A 14,404-nucleotide genomic window follows, 5' to 3' on the forward strand; every position below is an offset into this window, starting at 1 on the left:
GCTGCCATCGATCAAAAGTCGATGGCGATGCCTTTTTTCTCCCAATCACCGAAGCGCACTGGTTCGGGCCCATCGCGGCCACCGAGTTCAGTGGGCAGAGATTTCGCGTCGGCCTCGGCCTTCTTGCGACGCTCTTCCGCTTCGGCAAGGGCGCGGATGGCGGCGGGGGGAAGCTCGCGTTTGGGAGTCTCGGGCGCGGCTTCTTTCGATTGGTCGGCCTTGGGGCTATCGTCTGACATGCGGCGCTCCTTGTTTCGGTGTTGGGGATGATATAGGGCGCAAAGCAGCGAAACGCAAAGGACGTAAGATGAGCAACCCGAAAGACGTGCGGCATGTGGTGGTGGACCTTCTGGATGATGTGACCGTTGAAAAGCGGCTCTTGTCCGAAGCATTGCCAAAACGTCTGGCAAAACTGCCCGCCGAAGATCGCGCCCGCGCGCAACGTCTGGTGCTGCAAACTTTGCGCGACATGGATCGTTGCGACCGGATGCTTGGTCCGTTCCTGCGTCAACGTCCTGTGCCGCGTGTTTTGAACATTTTGCGGCTGGGCGTGTCCGAGATCTGCAATGGCGGAGCCGCGCATGGGGTGGTGAATGCCTGTGTCGAGATCGCGAAGGCGCAGGCCGAGACCGAACATGCACGGGGTCTGGTGAATGCCGTTCTGCGCAAGATTGACCGCGAGAAAGACAAGTGGGACACGCTGCCCATCCCGCGTCTGCCAAAATGGCTGCGTAAGCCGTTGCTGGCGGATTACGGGAAAGAGGCCGTGGCCGCGATGGAAGTCGCGCATTTCGCGGGTGCTCCGGTCGATTTGACCGCAAAGGGCGATGCCAAGGCACTAGCCGGGGCTGTGAAAGGCGAACTACTGCCGATGGGATCGGTTCGATTGTCAGATGCCGGGCAGATCACCAATCTTCCGGGCTATGCCGAAGGTGATTGGTGGGTTCAGGACGTCGCCGCCACTTTGCCCGCCAAGGTGTTGGACGCGAAGGCGGGCGAGACTGTTCTGGACATGTGCGCGGCGCCCGGCGGGAAAACCATGCAGCTTGCGGCCGCTGGGGCGAAGGTCACGGCCTTGGATGTGTCCGAGGGGCGGATGAAGCGGGTTGAAGAAAACCTGACGCGCACGAAGCTTGAAGCCGAATTGGTCATCAGCGATGCGTTGGAATTCGAAGGGGGGCCGTTTGATGCGATCCTGCTGGATGCGCCCTGTACCGCCACCGGCACCATCCGCCGTCACCCCGATCTGCCCTATGCCAAGGATGGTGGCGAGTTTCCGGGTCTGTTCGAGCTTCAGGAATACATGATCGATCGGGCGCTGGGGCTTTTGAAGTCCGGCGGACGTCTGATCTATTGCACCTGTAGCTTGCTTATCGACGAAGGCGAAGAGCAAGTGCGCGACGCTTTGGCCCGTCACGAAGGTCTGTCGGTCGAGCTTGATGCACTGCGTCTGCCGGGCGTCGAAGCCGACTGGATCGGCCCCGAAGGGCTGCGTCTGTTCCCGCATTATATGGCGGATCAAGGCGGGATGGACGGGTTCTTTATCACCTGCCTGCGCCGGAAATAAACCCACGCGCTTGATTTCGCCATGACAGGCGTGGGCTGTCTTGGTATGCTTTGCGAAAGCCCCCAAAGAGGGGCGGGTCAAAATGGCCCCGGGCAAGGTTGAATGAGGCGAGGCGCGCTGTGGCTCCACAGATCGGTTCTTCCGGGTTAAGCACCCGATTTTCAAATCGTTGGCATGCAAAGCGTGCGGCAAAAGCACGGCCTGCGGCGGGGTTTGTTTCGCAACCCGAACCGCGGACTATTGGGTCGTTTGCGCGCGGTAAGCAGCTTTTGGCTGGCAACTTCCTGTTTGCTGGGCATCTGGTGAATGCACCTGATTACATGCTGTGGGACATCGCGCCACCCAATCCTGCGTTCATAGAAGAAACTCAAGGTTTTGCCTGGCTGGATGATCTGGCCAGTGTTGGCGACGCCGAGGCGCGCGACCGTGCGCAGGACTGGGTGTTCGGCTGGATTGACGCTTATGGCAATGGGCGCGGCGAGGGATGGACACCGGACCTGACCGGGCGGCGGTTGATCCGCTGGATCAGCCATGCGTTGTTTCTGATGCGGGGCATGACCTCGGACCAAAGTCAGCGGTTTTTCCGGTCGCTGGGGCAGCAAACCTTGTTTCTGGCCCGCCGATGGCGCGGGGCAACACCCGGCCTACCGCGGTTCGAGGCTCTGACAGGCCTGATCTACGCCGGTTTCAGCCTGACGGGCGTCAATGTTCATGTGGACGCCGCTATTCGGGCCTTGGCACAGGAATGCGCAGATCAGATTGACGATCAAGGGGGCATTCCAACCCGGAACCCCGAAGAGCTTTTGGAAGTGTTTACGCTTCTGAATTGGGCCGCACTGACCCTTCGCGAAAGCGGACGAGAGCCCGAGGTCGCTCATCTTGAGGCGATCAATCGGATTGCCCCAACGTTGCGCGCACTTCGCCATTCTGATGGCGGTCTGGCCCGGTTTCACGGTGGAGGGCGCGGGTTAGATGGTCGTTTGGATCATGCGCTGGCGAACTCTGGTGTGCGGGCTGGCGTGAACGAGGGTCTGGCCATGGGCTATGCCCGTCTGTCTGGCGGTCGGACCAGTGTGATCATCGATGGAACGCCGCCTCCGGTCGGAAATGCATCGGCCAATGGGCATGCTTCGACCCTTGCGTTCGAGCTGACGTCAGGTCGTCGTCCCGTGATCGTGAATTGCGGCTCTGGCGTTCAGTTCGGCCCGGAATGGCATAAAGCGGGACGTGCTACGCCGTCCCATTCGGTATTGGGCATCAAAGGCATGTCATCGTCGCGACTATCTCAGCCGCAGGTTCTGGATGGGATCGAACGAACCTTTTTGGTGCAGACCCCCAAACAAGTTCCGTTGCAGCACGTGGTCGGGACTGGAACGACCGGGATTGTTGCCGCCCAAGATGGCTATGTCGCGACCCACGGCCTGACCCATATGCGCAAGTTGGAGCTGAGCGTGTCGGGGCGTGAATTGTCTGGTGAAGACACGCTGGCTGCGGTGACCGATGCGGATCAAGAGCTGTTCGACACTGCTTTGGATGACACGTCCTTGCAAGGCGTACCCTTCACTGTTCGCTTTCACCTGCATCCCGAAGTCGACGCGACCGTCGATATGGGTGGTACTGCGGTTTCGCTGGCGCTTCGGTCCGGCGAGATTTGGGTGTTCCGCTTCGAAGGGCGCGGCGAACTGATGCTGCAAAGCAGCATTTACTTGGAAAAGTCACGCCTGAAGCCTCGAAAAACAAAACAAGTGGTTCTCTCTGGCGTCGCAATGGACTATGCGACACGCATCCGCTGGACGCTAGCCAAGGCGCAAGACACCCCAACGGTTTTGCGTGACCTTGAAACGGGCGACCGGGCGGAGCTGCCAAGTTAACAGACTTCAGGCCTTGGGGGGCCAACTGACATGACCGACCTTCATCCCGTGCGCCGCGCGCTGATTTCCGTATCCGACAAGACCGGCCTGATTGAATTGGGCCAGGCTCTGGAAGCCCGCGGGGTCGAGATCTTGTCGACCGGCGGTTCTGCTAAGGCGCTGCGCGACGCTGGTGTCGCCGTAAAAGACGTGGCCGAGGTCACCGGCTTCCCCGAAATGATGGACGGCCGCGTCAAGACGCTGCACCCGATGGTGCATGGCGGTCTGCTGGCGCTGCGCGACAACGACGCACACGTCGCCTCGATGGACGAGCACGGCATTGGCGCGATCGACCTGTTGGTGGTGAACCTATACCCGTTCGAGGAAACTGTCGCCAAGGGTGCCGACTATGACACCTGCATCGAGAACATCGACATTGGTGGCCCGGCCATGATCCGTGCAGCCGCCAAGAACCATGCCTTCGTGAACGTGATCGTGGACGTGCAGGATTATGACACGCTGCTGGCCGAGCTGGATGGCAACGAAGGTCAGACCTCGTATGCGTTCCGTCAGCGTCAGGCGCAGATCGCCTATGCCCGCACGGGTGCCTATGACGCCGCTGTGTCCTCGTGGATGGCGGGTGCGCTGGAGCTTGAAGCCCCGCGCCGCCGTGCCTTTGCTGGCGAGCTGAAGCAGACCCTGCGCTATGGCGAGAACAGCCACCAGAAAGCGGCTTTCTATACCGACGGTTCGAACCGTCCCGGTGTGGCGACCGCGACCCAGCTGCAGGGCAAGGAACTGTCCTATAACAACATCAACGACACCGACGCCGCGTTCGAGCTGGTCGCCGAGTTTGACCCTGCCGTCAGCCCCGCTGTTGCCATCATCAAGCACGCCAACCCCTGCGGTGTGGCCCAAGGCGCGACGCTGGTGGACGCCTATCAGAAAGCCTTCGATTGTGACCGTACCTCGGCTTTTGGTGGCATTGTTGCGCTGAACCAGCCTCTGGACGCGGAAACGGCTAGCAAGATCGTTGAGATCTTCACCGAGGTTGTGATTGCCCCCGGTGCCTCGGACGAGGCGAAGGAGATCTTTGCAGCTAAAAAGAACCTGCGCTTGCTTCTGACGGACGGTCTGCCGGATACCCGCGCTGCCCTGACTGCCTATAAACAAGTGGGCGGTGGTGTTTTGGTGCAGGACAAAGACGTGGGCTATGTCGGTATGGATGACCTGAAAGTGGTCACCGAAAAAGCGCCGACCGAAGCGCAGATGCAAGACCTGCTGTTTGCTTGGAAAGTTGCCAAGCACGTCAAGTCAAACGCCATTGTTTACGTGAAAGACCAAGGTACCGTTGGCGTGGGCGCGGGTCAGATGAGCCGTCTGGACAGCGCCAACGTCGCCGCCTCGAAAGCCGAGCGTATGGCGGCCGAACTGGGACTGGATGAAAGCCTGGCGAAGGGATCGGCCGTTGCGTCGGACGCATTCTTCCCCTTCCCTGACGGCCTGCTGGAAGCAGCCGCTGCCGGCGGCACCTGCGTGATCCAGCCGGGCGGCTCGATGCGCGATCAGGAAGTGATTGACGCAGCAAACGAAGCAGGGCTGGCCATGGTCTTCACCGGCATGCGCCACTTCAAGCACTAAGCCTATGATGCGCGTGATTGGCATATCCGCTTTGGTGGCGTTCCTGCTGGATCAGCTGACCAAGTATCACGCGTTGTATATCCTTGATCTGGACCGCATCGGCGTGGTCCAGATTTGGCCCCCTTATCTTGTTTATCAGATGGGGTGGAACACTGGCATCAACTTCGGCCTGTTTGGCGGAGCAGATCCAAGCGTCACCCGCTGGATCCTGATCGCGGTGGCATTGATTATTGCTGCTTGGGTTGTCTGGTGGGTCCGGAAAGAGCGGGTCGGGACATTGGCGCAGATCTCTTCTGGATTGCTTGTCGGAGGTGCGCTGGGCAATGTGGTGGACCGTATCTATTACGGCGCGGTCGTCGATTTCCTGAACATGTCCTGCTGCGGCATACAGAACCCGTTTTCCTTTAATGTCGCGGATATTTTTGTCTTTGCAGGGGCCATTGGGCTGGTTCTTTTCACCTCGTCCAACAAGACCCCGTGACGCGGCTTTCCAGATGGGCTAATAAACCCATAGATTACCTTGGGGATTGGACGTGAAATGCGTGTATCGTCTGTGAAATTTCTGACTTTTGGCGCTGTATTGATGGGGCTGGTTGCATGTTCCAACAGCGAACCTTCGCTGATGAACTTGCGTGCATCGCAGGATGGTCCGGACGAGTTTGCAATTTTGCCAACGAAACCGCTGCAAGAGCCGAAAAGCTATACCGAGCTACCGGCTCCTACGCCTGGTCAGGCGAATCTGACGGATCCGACACCGAAAGCTGACGCAGTTGCGGCCCTTGGTGGCAACCTTGGGTCCGGTAAGCTGCGGGGCGGCGAGGGGGCTTTGGTCAGCGCGGCCAGCCGGTATGGTGTTTCGGGTAACATTCGGCAGGTTCTGGCCGCTTCGGATTTGGAATGGCGTAAGGACAACCAAGGTCGTGTGCTAGAGCGTTTGTTCAACGTGAACGTCTATTACCGTGCCTACGAGGCGATGCATCTGAACCAGCATCTTGAGCTAGATCGCCTGCGTCGACTGGGCATTTGGACCCCGGCGGCCCCACCCGAAGCGGTAACCGATCGGTAATGGAACAAAGAACTGGGCCTTCGGGCCCTTTTTCGTTTTCAAAGGGCGCAGGCCTAATTCTGATCACATCTGCGTTGCCAAGTCTTGAAGCATGCGCTGAGGTGCGTAGTTTTAAAGCCACGTAATAGGAGCATTTCATGCGTTTTATTTTTGCAGGACTGTTAGCCTTTGGATTGGGGGCGGGGCTAAGCGCCCCTTTGATGGCCAAGGATGACGTCAGCAGTTTCACCTTGGATAACGGGCTTGAGGTGGTCGTGATCGAAGACCATCGCGCGCCGGTTGTGGTGCATATGCTGTGGTACCGTGCCGGGGCTGCAGATGAACAGCCCGGCGTTTCGGGCGTTGCGCATTTTCTAGAGCACCTTCTGTTCAAAGAAACCGAGAACTTTGAAGCGGGCGCGCTTAGCCGTGTGGTGGCCGAGAACGGCGGATCGGACAATGCGTTCACCTCGCAGGACTACACGGCGTATTTCCAACGTGTCGCAGCAGATCGTCTGGGCTTGATGATGGAAATGGAATCGGATCGCGTGCGTAATCTGATCCTGTCTGAGGACGATATTGCCACTGAACGAGACGTGATCTTGGAGGAGCGCGCACAACGGACCGACAGCGAACCGGGCGCTTTGTTCCGCGAACAGATGAACGCAGCTGCCTTTCTGAACCACCCCTATGGCATCCCGGTCATCGGCTGGCGGCACGAGATGGAGAACCTATCGCGCGAGGCCGCTTCGGCCTTCTATGAACGGTTCTATGCGCCCAACAATGCCATTCTCGTCGTGGCGGGGGATGTCGCGCCAGACGAAGTCCTTGAACTGGCCAAGACGCATTACGGCCCGCTCGCGCCCACCCCTGATCTTGGGGAGCGAGTGCGCGTTCAAGAACCCCCTCAACTGGCCGAACGCCGCTTGCGATTTGCCGATCCACGTGTTGCGCAGCCCTATGTTCTTCGCCGCTATCAGGCACCCGAGCGGGACAGCGGTGCACAGGAAAAGGCCGCTGCTCTGGTCTATCTGGCCGAAATTCTTGGCGGAAACGGAGCGACCTCGGTTCTTGGACGCGCTTTGCAATTTGACGAACAGATCGCGGTCTATGCAGGAGCAGGCTATCGCTCTGTTTCGTTGGACGAAACAAGCTTTACCTTGATCGTCGTGCCGACGCCGGATGTGTCGCTGAAAGATGCTGAAGATGCCTTGGACCGCGAGATCGCCGAGTTTCTTGAGACCGGCATCGACCCTGCACAGTTTGAGCGGGTGAAGTTCCAGATCCGCGCTGGCGACATCTATTCGCAGGACAACGTGAGGGCGCGCGCCGAACGGTATGGCGAGGCGCTGACCTCGGGACTGACGATCAAGGATGTGACGGATTGGCCGGACGTGCTTCAGGCGGTCACGCCAGAAGATGTGATGGACGCCGCACGAGAACTTTTTGACGATCGCAAAGCGGTGACCGGTTGGCTGGTGCCCGAAGGCGGAGAGGAAATGTAATGAAGCGGATCGCTCTTGTTTTGGCAGGGCTGATTGCCCTGACCCTTCCTGCCCGCGCCGAAGTTGCGATTGAAGAAGTTACCTCGGCCAATGGCCATGTGGCTTGGTTGGTCAACGAACCCGCACTTCCGTTCACCGCGTTGGAAATTCGCTTTCGTGGCGGAACTGCGCTGGATCGCCCCGGCAAACGCGGCGCCGTAAACTTGATGGTTGGCCTTTTGGAAGAAGGCGCCGGAGATTTGGACGCGCAGGGCTTTGCGGAAACGCGCGAGGCTTTGGCGGCCTCGTACGGGTTTGATTCTGGGGATGACACCATCTCGATTTCCGCCCAATTCCTGACGGAAAACCGGAATCAGGCCGTGGACTTGCTGCACGAGGCGCTGACCGCGCCAACGTTTGAAGGCACGGCGCTAGAGCGCGTGCGCACGCAGGTTCTGTCACATCTGGCGTCCCGTGCGTCTGATCCAAGCTCGCTTGCCGGTGATGCGTTTGATTCAGCGGCTTACGGAAACCACCCGTATGGCAGCTATGATGGTGGGACAGTTGAAAGCGTGTCAGCGTTGACGCGCGACGATATCGTGAACGCGTATCGCGACACCATGGTGCTGGACCGAATTCATGTGGCCGCTGTCGGTGATATCAGCGCAGAGCAGCTTGGCCCGCTTCTTGACCAACTGTTCGAGGGCTTGCCGCAGACAGGTGCGGCCATGCCGGATCGGGTCGAGTTTGGTCTGCCCGGCGGCACGACCGTCGTGCCTTTTGACACGCCGCAATCTGTTGCTCTGTTCGGGCATAACGGCATTGAACGCGAAGATCCTGATTTCTTCGCAGCATATTTGGTGAATACAGTTCTGGGTGGCCCAAGTTCGATTTCGCGCCTGATGAACGAGGTGCGGGAAGAGCGTGGACTGACCTATGGGATCGGTTCCTATCTGATTCCAGCCGATTGGACCGAGAGCGTGCTGGGGCAGTTCTCGAGCCAAAACGCTGTGATTGGTGAGGCAATAAATGTGGTGCGCGATGAATGGGCAAAAATTGCCAGCGAAGGCATCACACAAGAGGAACTTACAGCCGCGCAGACCTATCTGACCGGATCGTATCCGTTGCGCTTCGACGGCAATGCCAACATTGCCAACATCATGGTTGCGATGCAGTTGGAAGGGTTGCCAATCGACTATATCGCGACCCGGAACGAACAGGTGATGGCGGTCACGTTAGACGAGGCAAATCGCGTTGCGTCCGAGCTTTATCGCCCCGATGCTCTGCATTTTGTGGTCGTCGGTCAGCCTGAAGGCGTCGTGTCGAATTAAGCGGTTTTGCGTAATGGTCGAATCGGACGCAAATATGCTAGTTCTTGTGGTATGCCCGAAGATAGCCCCCATATAAGCCCGGATCAGCCGGTGCATCGCCCCGTTATCCGCCAGTTGGATGATGCTGCAATCAACCGGATTGCGGCAGGTGAGGTGGTGGAACGACCAGCCTCGGCTGTGAAAGAACTTGTCGAAAACGCCATTGATGCAGGTGCGACCCGGATCGAGGTTGCGTATGCCGATGGCGGCAAGACGCTGATCCGCGTGACCGATGACGGCTGTGGCATCGCACCGGACGATCTGGCGCTTGCGATGTCACGTCATGCGACGTCGAAGATCGACGGATCGGATTTGCTGGACATCCATACGTTCGGTTTCCGTGGCGAAGCGCTGCCATCGCTCGGCGCGGTGGGTCGCCTGACGATCACCTCGCGCGCTGACGGGTTTGACGCGGCGGTGATCCGTGTGGCTGGCGGACAAATGGATCCGGTGAAACCGGCGGCCCTGTCCGGCGGCACGGTGGTCGAACTGCGCGATCTTTTCTATGCTACACCTGCACGGCTGAAATTCCTGCGCACCGACCGTGCCGAGGCTCAGGCGATCAGCGACGTTGTGAAACGCTTGGCGATGGCCGAACCGCAGGTCGGCTTTACTTTGCGCGATGTGTCCGGTGGGGGCGAAGGCCGCGTGACCTTCCGCGCGGACCCGGAAACAGGTGACATGTTTGACGCGCTCTCGGGTCGGCTGGCAACCATTTTGGGCCGCGATTTTTCCGAAAATGCCATCCCGATTGACGCCGAACGTGAAGGGCTGCGGCTGACTGGGTTTGCCGCGCTTCCGACCTATTCGCGCGGGGCTGCGGTCGCGCAATTCTTGTTCGTGAATGGTCGTCCAGTGAAGGACAAGCTTCTGACCGGTGCGCTTCGTGCCGCCTATTTCGATTTCCTCAGCCGAGACCGCCATCCGGCGGCAGCGCTGTTTGTCTCGTGCGATCCGCATCTGGTCGACGTGAACGTCCACCCCGCGAAGTCCGAGGTTCGTTTCCGCGAACCCGGCATCGCGCGTGGTCTGATCGTGTCGGGCTTGCGTCATGCGTTGGCCAATGCAGGGCACCGCGCGTCGACCACTGTGGCGGGCGCCACGCTGGGCGCGATGCGGCCGGAACAGGTCGAGCCCCGTGTCTATCAGATGGACCGCCCCAGCGCCGGTGTAATGCGGACGGCCTACACCAGCCAAACGCCCATGCCTGATGCACCGGGCTTTGCCGAGATGTCCACGCCATCCGCGCGCTTCGACCCGGTGATCGAGCCCGAACAGGAAACCCCGCAAGAGGCTCTGCCATTGGGCGCCGCCCGTGCGCAGGTGCACGAGAACTACATCGTCGCGCAAACCGAGACCGGTATGGTTATCGTCGACCAGCACGCCGCTCACGAACGTCTGGTCTATGAGAAGCTGAAACGCCAGATGGCCGAGAACGGCGTGGCCCGGCAGGCGCTATTGATCCCCGAGATTGTCGAGCTGTCGGCGGGTGATGTTGCGCGACTGCTTGAGGTCGCGGATGATCTGGCCGGGATGGGTTTGGTCATCGAACCCTTCGGCGGAGATGCCGTCGCCGTGCGCGAAACCCCCGCCATTCTGGGCGAGATCAACGCCACTGCGATGATCAAGGACGTGCTCGACGAATTGGCGGACCTTGGCGACAGCAACATGGTGCAAGCCAAGATCGAGGCCGTTCTGTCTCGCGTCGCCTGCCACGGCTCGATCCGGTCCGGTCGCTGGATGCGCCCCGAAGAAATGAACGCCCTGTTGCGCGAGATGGAGGCCACGCCCCATTCCGGCCAATGCAACCACGGGCGCCCCACCTATGTGGAATTGAAACTCGCTGATATCGAAAGGCTGTTTGGACGCACATGATCCAGATCGGTGACATGACCTATGACCTCTCTGACCCGCTGGTGCTTTTGACCCTCGGGGGTATCGCGCTGGCGGTGTTGATGTTCATCTTATTGGTGGTGGTCTTGCGCCGTGCGGGTCGTTCGACCCAAGTGACCGAGGATTTGGCCCGCCAGATGGGTGGGCTTGGCCAGGCGGTGCAGGTGCTGGGTGCCGGGCAGGACCAACTGTCGGGCGGACTGCGCACCGTGTCAGATGCGCAAGCGACCGGGCAAACGCAGGTGCTGCAAGCGATGGAAAGCCGCTTGGCGCATGTGCAGCAGCAGATGAACGACCGGTTGCATGACAACGCAATGAAATCCGCCCGCGCTATGTCCGAACTGCAAGAGCGGATGAAGGAAAGCCTTCAGGGCAACACGGTGAAGACGACCCAAAGCCTGACGCAATTGCAGGAACGGTTGGCGGTGATCGACAAGGCGCAGGACAACATCACGCGACTGTCGGGCGATGTGCTAAGCCTTCAGGACATTCTGTCGAACAAGCAAACTCGCGGCGCGTTCGGGGAAATCCAGCTGACAGACATCGTGTCCAAGGCGCTGCCGAAAGACAGCTATGACCTGCAACAGACACTCTCGAACGGGAAGCGCGCGGATTGCTTGATCCACCTGCCGAACCCGCCGGGTCCGATCGTGATCGACTCCAAGTTTCCGCTGGAGGCCTACGAGGCGCTGCGCAAGGCCGAGACGCAATACGAACTGAACGAAGCCGCAAAGGCAATGAAGGTCGCGGTGAAGGCGCACATCAAAGCGATCTCGGAGAAATACATCATCGAAGGCGAAACCGCCGATGGCGCGCTGATGTTCCTGCCGTCCGAAGCCGTCTATGCCGAGCTGCACGCTAACTTCCCCGAACTGGTCCGCGAAGGGTTCGAGGCGCGCGTCTGGATCGTCTCGCCCACCACCTGCATGGCAACGCTGAACACCATGCGCGCGATCTTGAAAGACGCGCGGATGCGCGAACAGGCAGGCGAGATCCGCAAGATGCTGAAGAACCTGCACCGCGATGTGGAGCTCGTGGTCGAACGCGCCGGTAAGCTGGAGACCCATTTCGATCAGGCGCGCCGGGATGTCGAGGGGATAACAACGGCTGCCGAACGCGCAGGGAAACGCGCCGCGCGGCTGGATAATTTTGATTTCGAAGAGCTGTCCGACGGGGCCGAGAATGTGGTGCCGATTGGGAAGGGGTAGGGATTTAGACCGCTTGGAGCCCAATTTCCCATGTTTTTCAGTTCAGCGGATGCTGTCAGAAATAAAATTCAAGACCATTGCCGTTTGGCTTCTTCCAAGTACCAATCGAAAGTGTCGGTGACCCAAAGATAGTCTGATTCCAAAGTTTTCAAGCTTGGAATGCCCGACCTGCGACGCGGATATGCCAAGTCCAATGCCTTTTCCGTCCATTCCTGAAACCCAAAGCGTTCCTCGACTAGCGCAGAACCTTTGAAACACTCAAAGACACGCTTCATTGTTGATGGATGTCCCAGCCGCCCGTTTTGCTCATACACACGAAACATAGCTGACAGCGAATGTCCCAAATGGGAGTAGTTGACGTGTGGAGGTGCGAAATCCTCTGAAATCTCGAACTGATCGTTCGAAATCAGGAGCTTGCAGGCATGAGAAGGATGTTCAGGAACAAATGCGAAACCACATGTAAGCAATGCAGAGACCGCTGTTTCATGCGCCGATAGCGCGTGATCAAGCAACACAGTTTCGGCCTGCACAACTCCATTTGTTGGCAAAACGACTTTCGGTAACTGGTCATCAATGTCAAATTTGTTCCGAGATGCGAGTAGTGTTTGGGAATGGTATTTGCAGAGTTCGACCATTAATTCGCGTTCGGATTTGGTCCAAATCTCTCGTTTCATCGGCGTTCCCATGGAAATCTGATCGGTAGCTGGCTGCATAAGGAAGACCTGATTACCAAGAAGGTCAAGGCTCGCTTAGCCTGTAATGTGGACGGCTAGCAGGTAGGTGGGATGTCGTAGACCACCTCACCCATCACGCACCTCGTTCAACTCCATATGTCCCTCTGACCAGCGGGTGGCATACCATCGGTTCCTTGCCTATCTCGTGCCCCCCTCTGGTCCGGCGCAGTGATACGCCTGCCCATCTGGAAGTTTGCATAGGGCCTCGTAGAATCCAGCTTCAAGCGTGTGATAGCGAGGGATCTGGTGGTTGGCCTCTTGCCAGTCCAGATAGTTGCTGCAGGCTTCGATGTAATAGATCTCGCGCCGTTCTTCCGAGACATACCATTGGTCGAATGCCGCTGATACCGCGGCCCCCGCCTCCTGAGCGTCCGTCATGGTTTGCTCGAACCTCGCGGCAATATCTGACTGTGACGCCCATTCAGAAACAGCCGTCCAAACCGTCCCGTCTCCGGTTTCTTTCATGTCCCATGCGATCAGAAGCGTGATTGCGCTGGCGTCGGCCTCAAGCGCGAAAGTGGCGTGGGCATATTCCTTCATGGCCAGATCAGTCGAAGGGCAAGTCCCAGTTGTGGACTGCCACAGGTGGCGCAACTCGTGCAGAAGAACGGCACGCTGAAGGTTCAGGGGCAAGTCGCGTTCGATGACAATCCGATTGCCCTCGGTATCTAGAAACCCGATCGCGTTGTTCATCTGGTCTGAAAAACACAACGTGGTGTCTTTGGCGCTGATTATCCTGCCGATCGCGGGGAATCGGGCAAAGGTTGGCTGCAGGCTGTCGAGCAGATGCGCCAGATTCTTCTGGTCTTCCGTTTCGGGTGCGGGACTGCCCAGAATGATGCAGGGCTCAGCCGTGAGCGTCGCAGGGAATGCGAGCGTAAAGATCAAGCTGAGAGCAGACAGTCGGGGCATGACAGAGATGTTGTCTGCTATCGTGTGCGTTGTCTAGCCAAGTGCGTGGGATGCGTTGACGCAGTGGGTTCGCTCACTTGGTCAGGTATCCCGCACCTCATTCAACTCCATATGCCCCTCTGATCGACTGAACACACGGCGGAGCATCGGTTCGAAGAACTCCAAAGGCTTCGTTGGATAATCCGGGTCGAACGAGTTCTGGTCGTACTCGTGGCAGAACTTCACACAGGCGTCATAATGCGGGCTGTCTTTGTATTTCTCGCGCGCAAAGCGGTCGCCGCCAAGGTGGTGGTTGTAGTAGTAGCCTTGGAAAACGCAGTGGTGTTTCAGGATCCAGTGGGTGCGCTCGGACACATAGGGTTTCACGATGGCGGCGGCCAGTTCGCCGTGGTTGAAGGGCGACAGCGTGTCGCCCAGATCGTGCAGAAGGGCGGCGATGACAAGGTCTTCCGGCTCGCCCGCTTCATGCGCCCGCGTGGCGGATTGCAACGAGTGCTGGTAGCGGTTGATCGGATAGGGGGTGTCTTCCTCGTCCAGCTCTTTCAACGCATCCAGCAGACGGTCGGCGACGGCGTTTGCATAAGCCTCGTCATACTCCATGACCGCAAGGAAATCCTCCTTGGTGGCGTTTTCGAAACTTGTCCAAGTCGGTTTTGGTTTGTCCAGCATGGCGGCCTCCCTTTTGGGTCAGCCTAGCACG

Annotated in this window: 13 protein-coding genes; 9 read left to right on the forward strand and 4 right to left on the reverse strand. The window is 58.8% G+C overall.

All coding sequences use genetic code 11. The features are described from left to right. Positions 1-11 precede the first annotated feature (11 nt). Positions 12-239, reverse strand: coding sequence for a DUF1674 domain-containing protein (locus ACP15F_RS14780; protein WP_424941585.1), 228 nt, complete (start codon positions 237-239; stop codon positions 12-14). Positions 240-307: 68 nt separating this feature from the next. Between ACP15F_RS14780 and ACP15F_RS14785 the strand changes: the two genes are divergently transcribed. From ACP15F_RS14785 to ACP15F_RS14825, 9 genes are all read left to right on the forward strand, one after another. Then, a complete protein-coding gene (locus tag ACP15F_RS14785; RefSeq protein WP_424941586.1) occupies positions 308-1,567 on the forward strand; it encodes an RsmB/NOP family class I SAM-dependent RNA methyltransferase in 1,260 nt (419 codons plus the stop codon). Positions 1,568-1,836: 269 nt separating this feature from the next. Next, positions 1,837-3,438, forward strand: a complete 1,602-nt coding sequence (locus tag ACP15F_RS14790) for a heparinase II/III family protein (RefSeq protein ID WP_424941587.1) — start codon at positions 1,837-1,839, stop codon at positions 3,436-3,438. A 30-nt stretch (positions 3,439-3,468) separates the two neighbouring features. Beyond that, on the forward strand, positions 3,469-5,058 hold the full coding sequence (purH, locus tag ACP15F_RS14795) for a bifunctional phosphoribosylaminoimidazolecarboxamide formyltransferase/IMP cyclohydrolase (RefSeq protein WP_424941588.1): 1,590 nt from the start codon (positions 3,469-3,471) through the stop codon (positions 5,056-5,058). A gap of 4 nt (positions 5,059-5,062) precedes the next feature. Then, positions 5,063-5,539 (forward strand): signal peptidase II, encoded by a 477-nt coding sequence (gene lspA / locus ACP15F_RS14800; protein WP_424941589.1) that lies wholly within the window; start codon positions 5,063-5,065, stop codon positions 5,537-5,539. A 57-nt stretch (positions 5,540-5,596) separates the two neighbouring features. Continuing rightward, complete coding sequence (locus ACP15F_RS14805) at positions 5,597-6,124, forward strand: DUF3035 domain-containing protein (RefSeq protein ID WP_424941590.1); 528 nt, start codon at positions 5,597-5,599, stop codon at positions 6,122-6,124. A 137-nt stretch (positions 6,125-6,261) separates the two neighbouring features. Beyond that, positions 6,262-7,608 (forward strand): M16 family metallopeptidase, encoded by a 1,347-nt coding sequence (locus ACP15F_RS14810; RefSeq protein WP_424941591.1) that lies wholly within the window; start codon positions 6,262-6,264, stop codon positions 7,606-7,608. Then, positions 7,608-8,918, forward strand: a complete 1,311-nt coding sequence (locus ACP15F_RS14815) for a M16 family metallopeptidase (RefSeq protein WP_424941592.1) — start codon at positions 7,608-7,610, stop codon at positions 8,916-8,918. Before ACP15F_RS14810 ends, ACP15F_RS14815 begins: the two co-directional genes overlap by 1 nt. Before the next feature lie 51 nt (positions 8,919-8,969). Continuing rightward, a complete protein-coding gene (mutL, locus tag ACP15F_RS14820) occupies positions 8,970-10,832 on the forward strand; it encodes a DNA mismatch repair endonuclease MutL (protein WP_424941593.1) in 1,863 nt (620 codons plus the stop codon). After that, positions 10,829-12,058, forward strand: coding sequence for a DNA recombination protein RmuC (locus ACP15F_RS14825; protein ID WP_424941594.1), 1,230 nt, complete (start codon positions 10,829-10,831; stop codon positions 12,056-12,058). Before mutL ends, ACP15F_RS14825 begins: the two co-directional genes overlap by 4 nt. Before the next feature lie 68 nt (positions 12,059-12,126). Here ACP15F_RS14825 and ACP15F_RS14830 read toward each other — a convergent pair whose 3' ends face one another. The 3 genes from ACP15F_RS14830 to ACP15F_RS14840 form a co-directional block, all read right to left on the reverse strand. Further along, complete coding sequence (locus ACP15F_RS14830) at positions 12,127-12,771, reverse strand: hypothetical protein (RefSeq protein WP_424941595.1); 645 nt, start codon at positions 12,769-12,771, stop codon at positions 12,127-12,129. A 159-nt stretch (positions 12,772-12,930) separates the two neighbouring features. Next, complete coding sequence (locus ACP15F_RS14835; protein WP_424941596.1) at positions 12,931-13,704, reverse strand: DUF6782 family putative metallopeptidase; 774 nt, start codon at positions 13,702-13,704, stop codon at positions 12,931-12,933. An 81-nt stretch (positions 13,705-13,785) separates the two neighbouring features. Further along, the gene (locus tag ACP15F_RS14840) at positions 13,786-14,373 is read right to left on the reverse strand and encodes an HD domain-containing protein (protein WP_424941597.1); all 588 of its coding nucleotides are present in this window, start codon (positions 14,371-14,373) and stop codon (positions 13,786-13,788) included. Between the last annotated feature and the right edge of the window lie 31 nt (positions 14,374-14,404).

The sequence above is a fragment of the Aliiroseovarius sp. S253 genome, assembly GCF_049800855.1.
Taxonomy (GTDB): Bacteria; Pseudomonadota; Alphaproteobacteria; order Rhodobacterales; family Rhodobacteraceae; genus Aliiroseovarius.

Coding starts and splice junctions, on each gene's coding strand:
- ACP15F_RS14840 (WP_424941597.1), bottom strand. CDS start 14,373: ATGCTGGACAAACCAAAACCGACTTGGACAAGTTTCGAAAACGCCACC.
- lspA (WP_424941589.1), top strand. CDS start 5,063: ATGATGCGCGTGATTGGCATATCCGCTTTGGTGGCGTTCCTGCTGGAT.
- mutL (WP_424941593.1), top strand. CDS start 8,970: ATGCCCGAAGATAGCCCCCATATAAGCCCGGATCAGCCGGTGCATCGC.
- ACP15F_RS14810 (WP_424941591.1), top strand. CDS start 6,262: ATGCGTTTTATTTTTGCAGGACTGTTAGCCTTTGGATTGGGGGCGGGG.
- ACP15F_RS14805 (WP_424941590.1), top strand. CDS start 5,597: ATGCGTGTATCGTCTGTGAAATTTCTGACTTTTGGCGCTGTATTGATG.
- purH (WP_424941588.1), top strand. CDS start 3,469: ATGACCGACCTTCATCCCGTGCGCCGCGCGCTGATTTCCGTATCCGAC.
- ACP15F_RS14835 (WP_424941596.1), bottom strand. CDS start 13,704: ATGCCCCGACTGTCTGCTCTCAGCTTGATCTTTACGCTCGCATTCCCT.
- ACP15F_RS14825 (WP_424941594.1), top strand. CDS start 10,829: ATGATCCAGATCGGTGACATGACCTATGACCTCTCTGACCCGCTGGTG.
- ACP15F_RS14780 (WP_424941585.1), bottom strand. CDS start 239: ATGTCAGACGATAGCCCCAAGGCCGACCAATCGAAAGAAGCCGCGCCC.
- ACP15F_RS14815 (WP_424941592.1), top strand. CDS start 7,608: ATGAAGCGGATCGCTCTTGTTTTGGCAGGGCTGATTGCCCTGACCCTT.
- ACP15F_RS14830 (WP_424941595.1), bottom strand. CDS start 12,771: ATGCAGCCAGCTACCGATCAGATTTCCATGGGAACGCCGATGAAACGA.
- ACP15F_RS14785 (WP_424941586.1), top strand. CDS start 308: ATGAGCAACCCGAAAGACGTGCGGCATGTGGTGGTGGACCTTCTGGAT.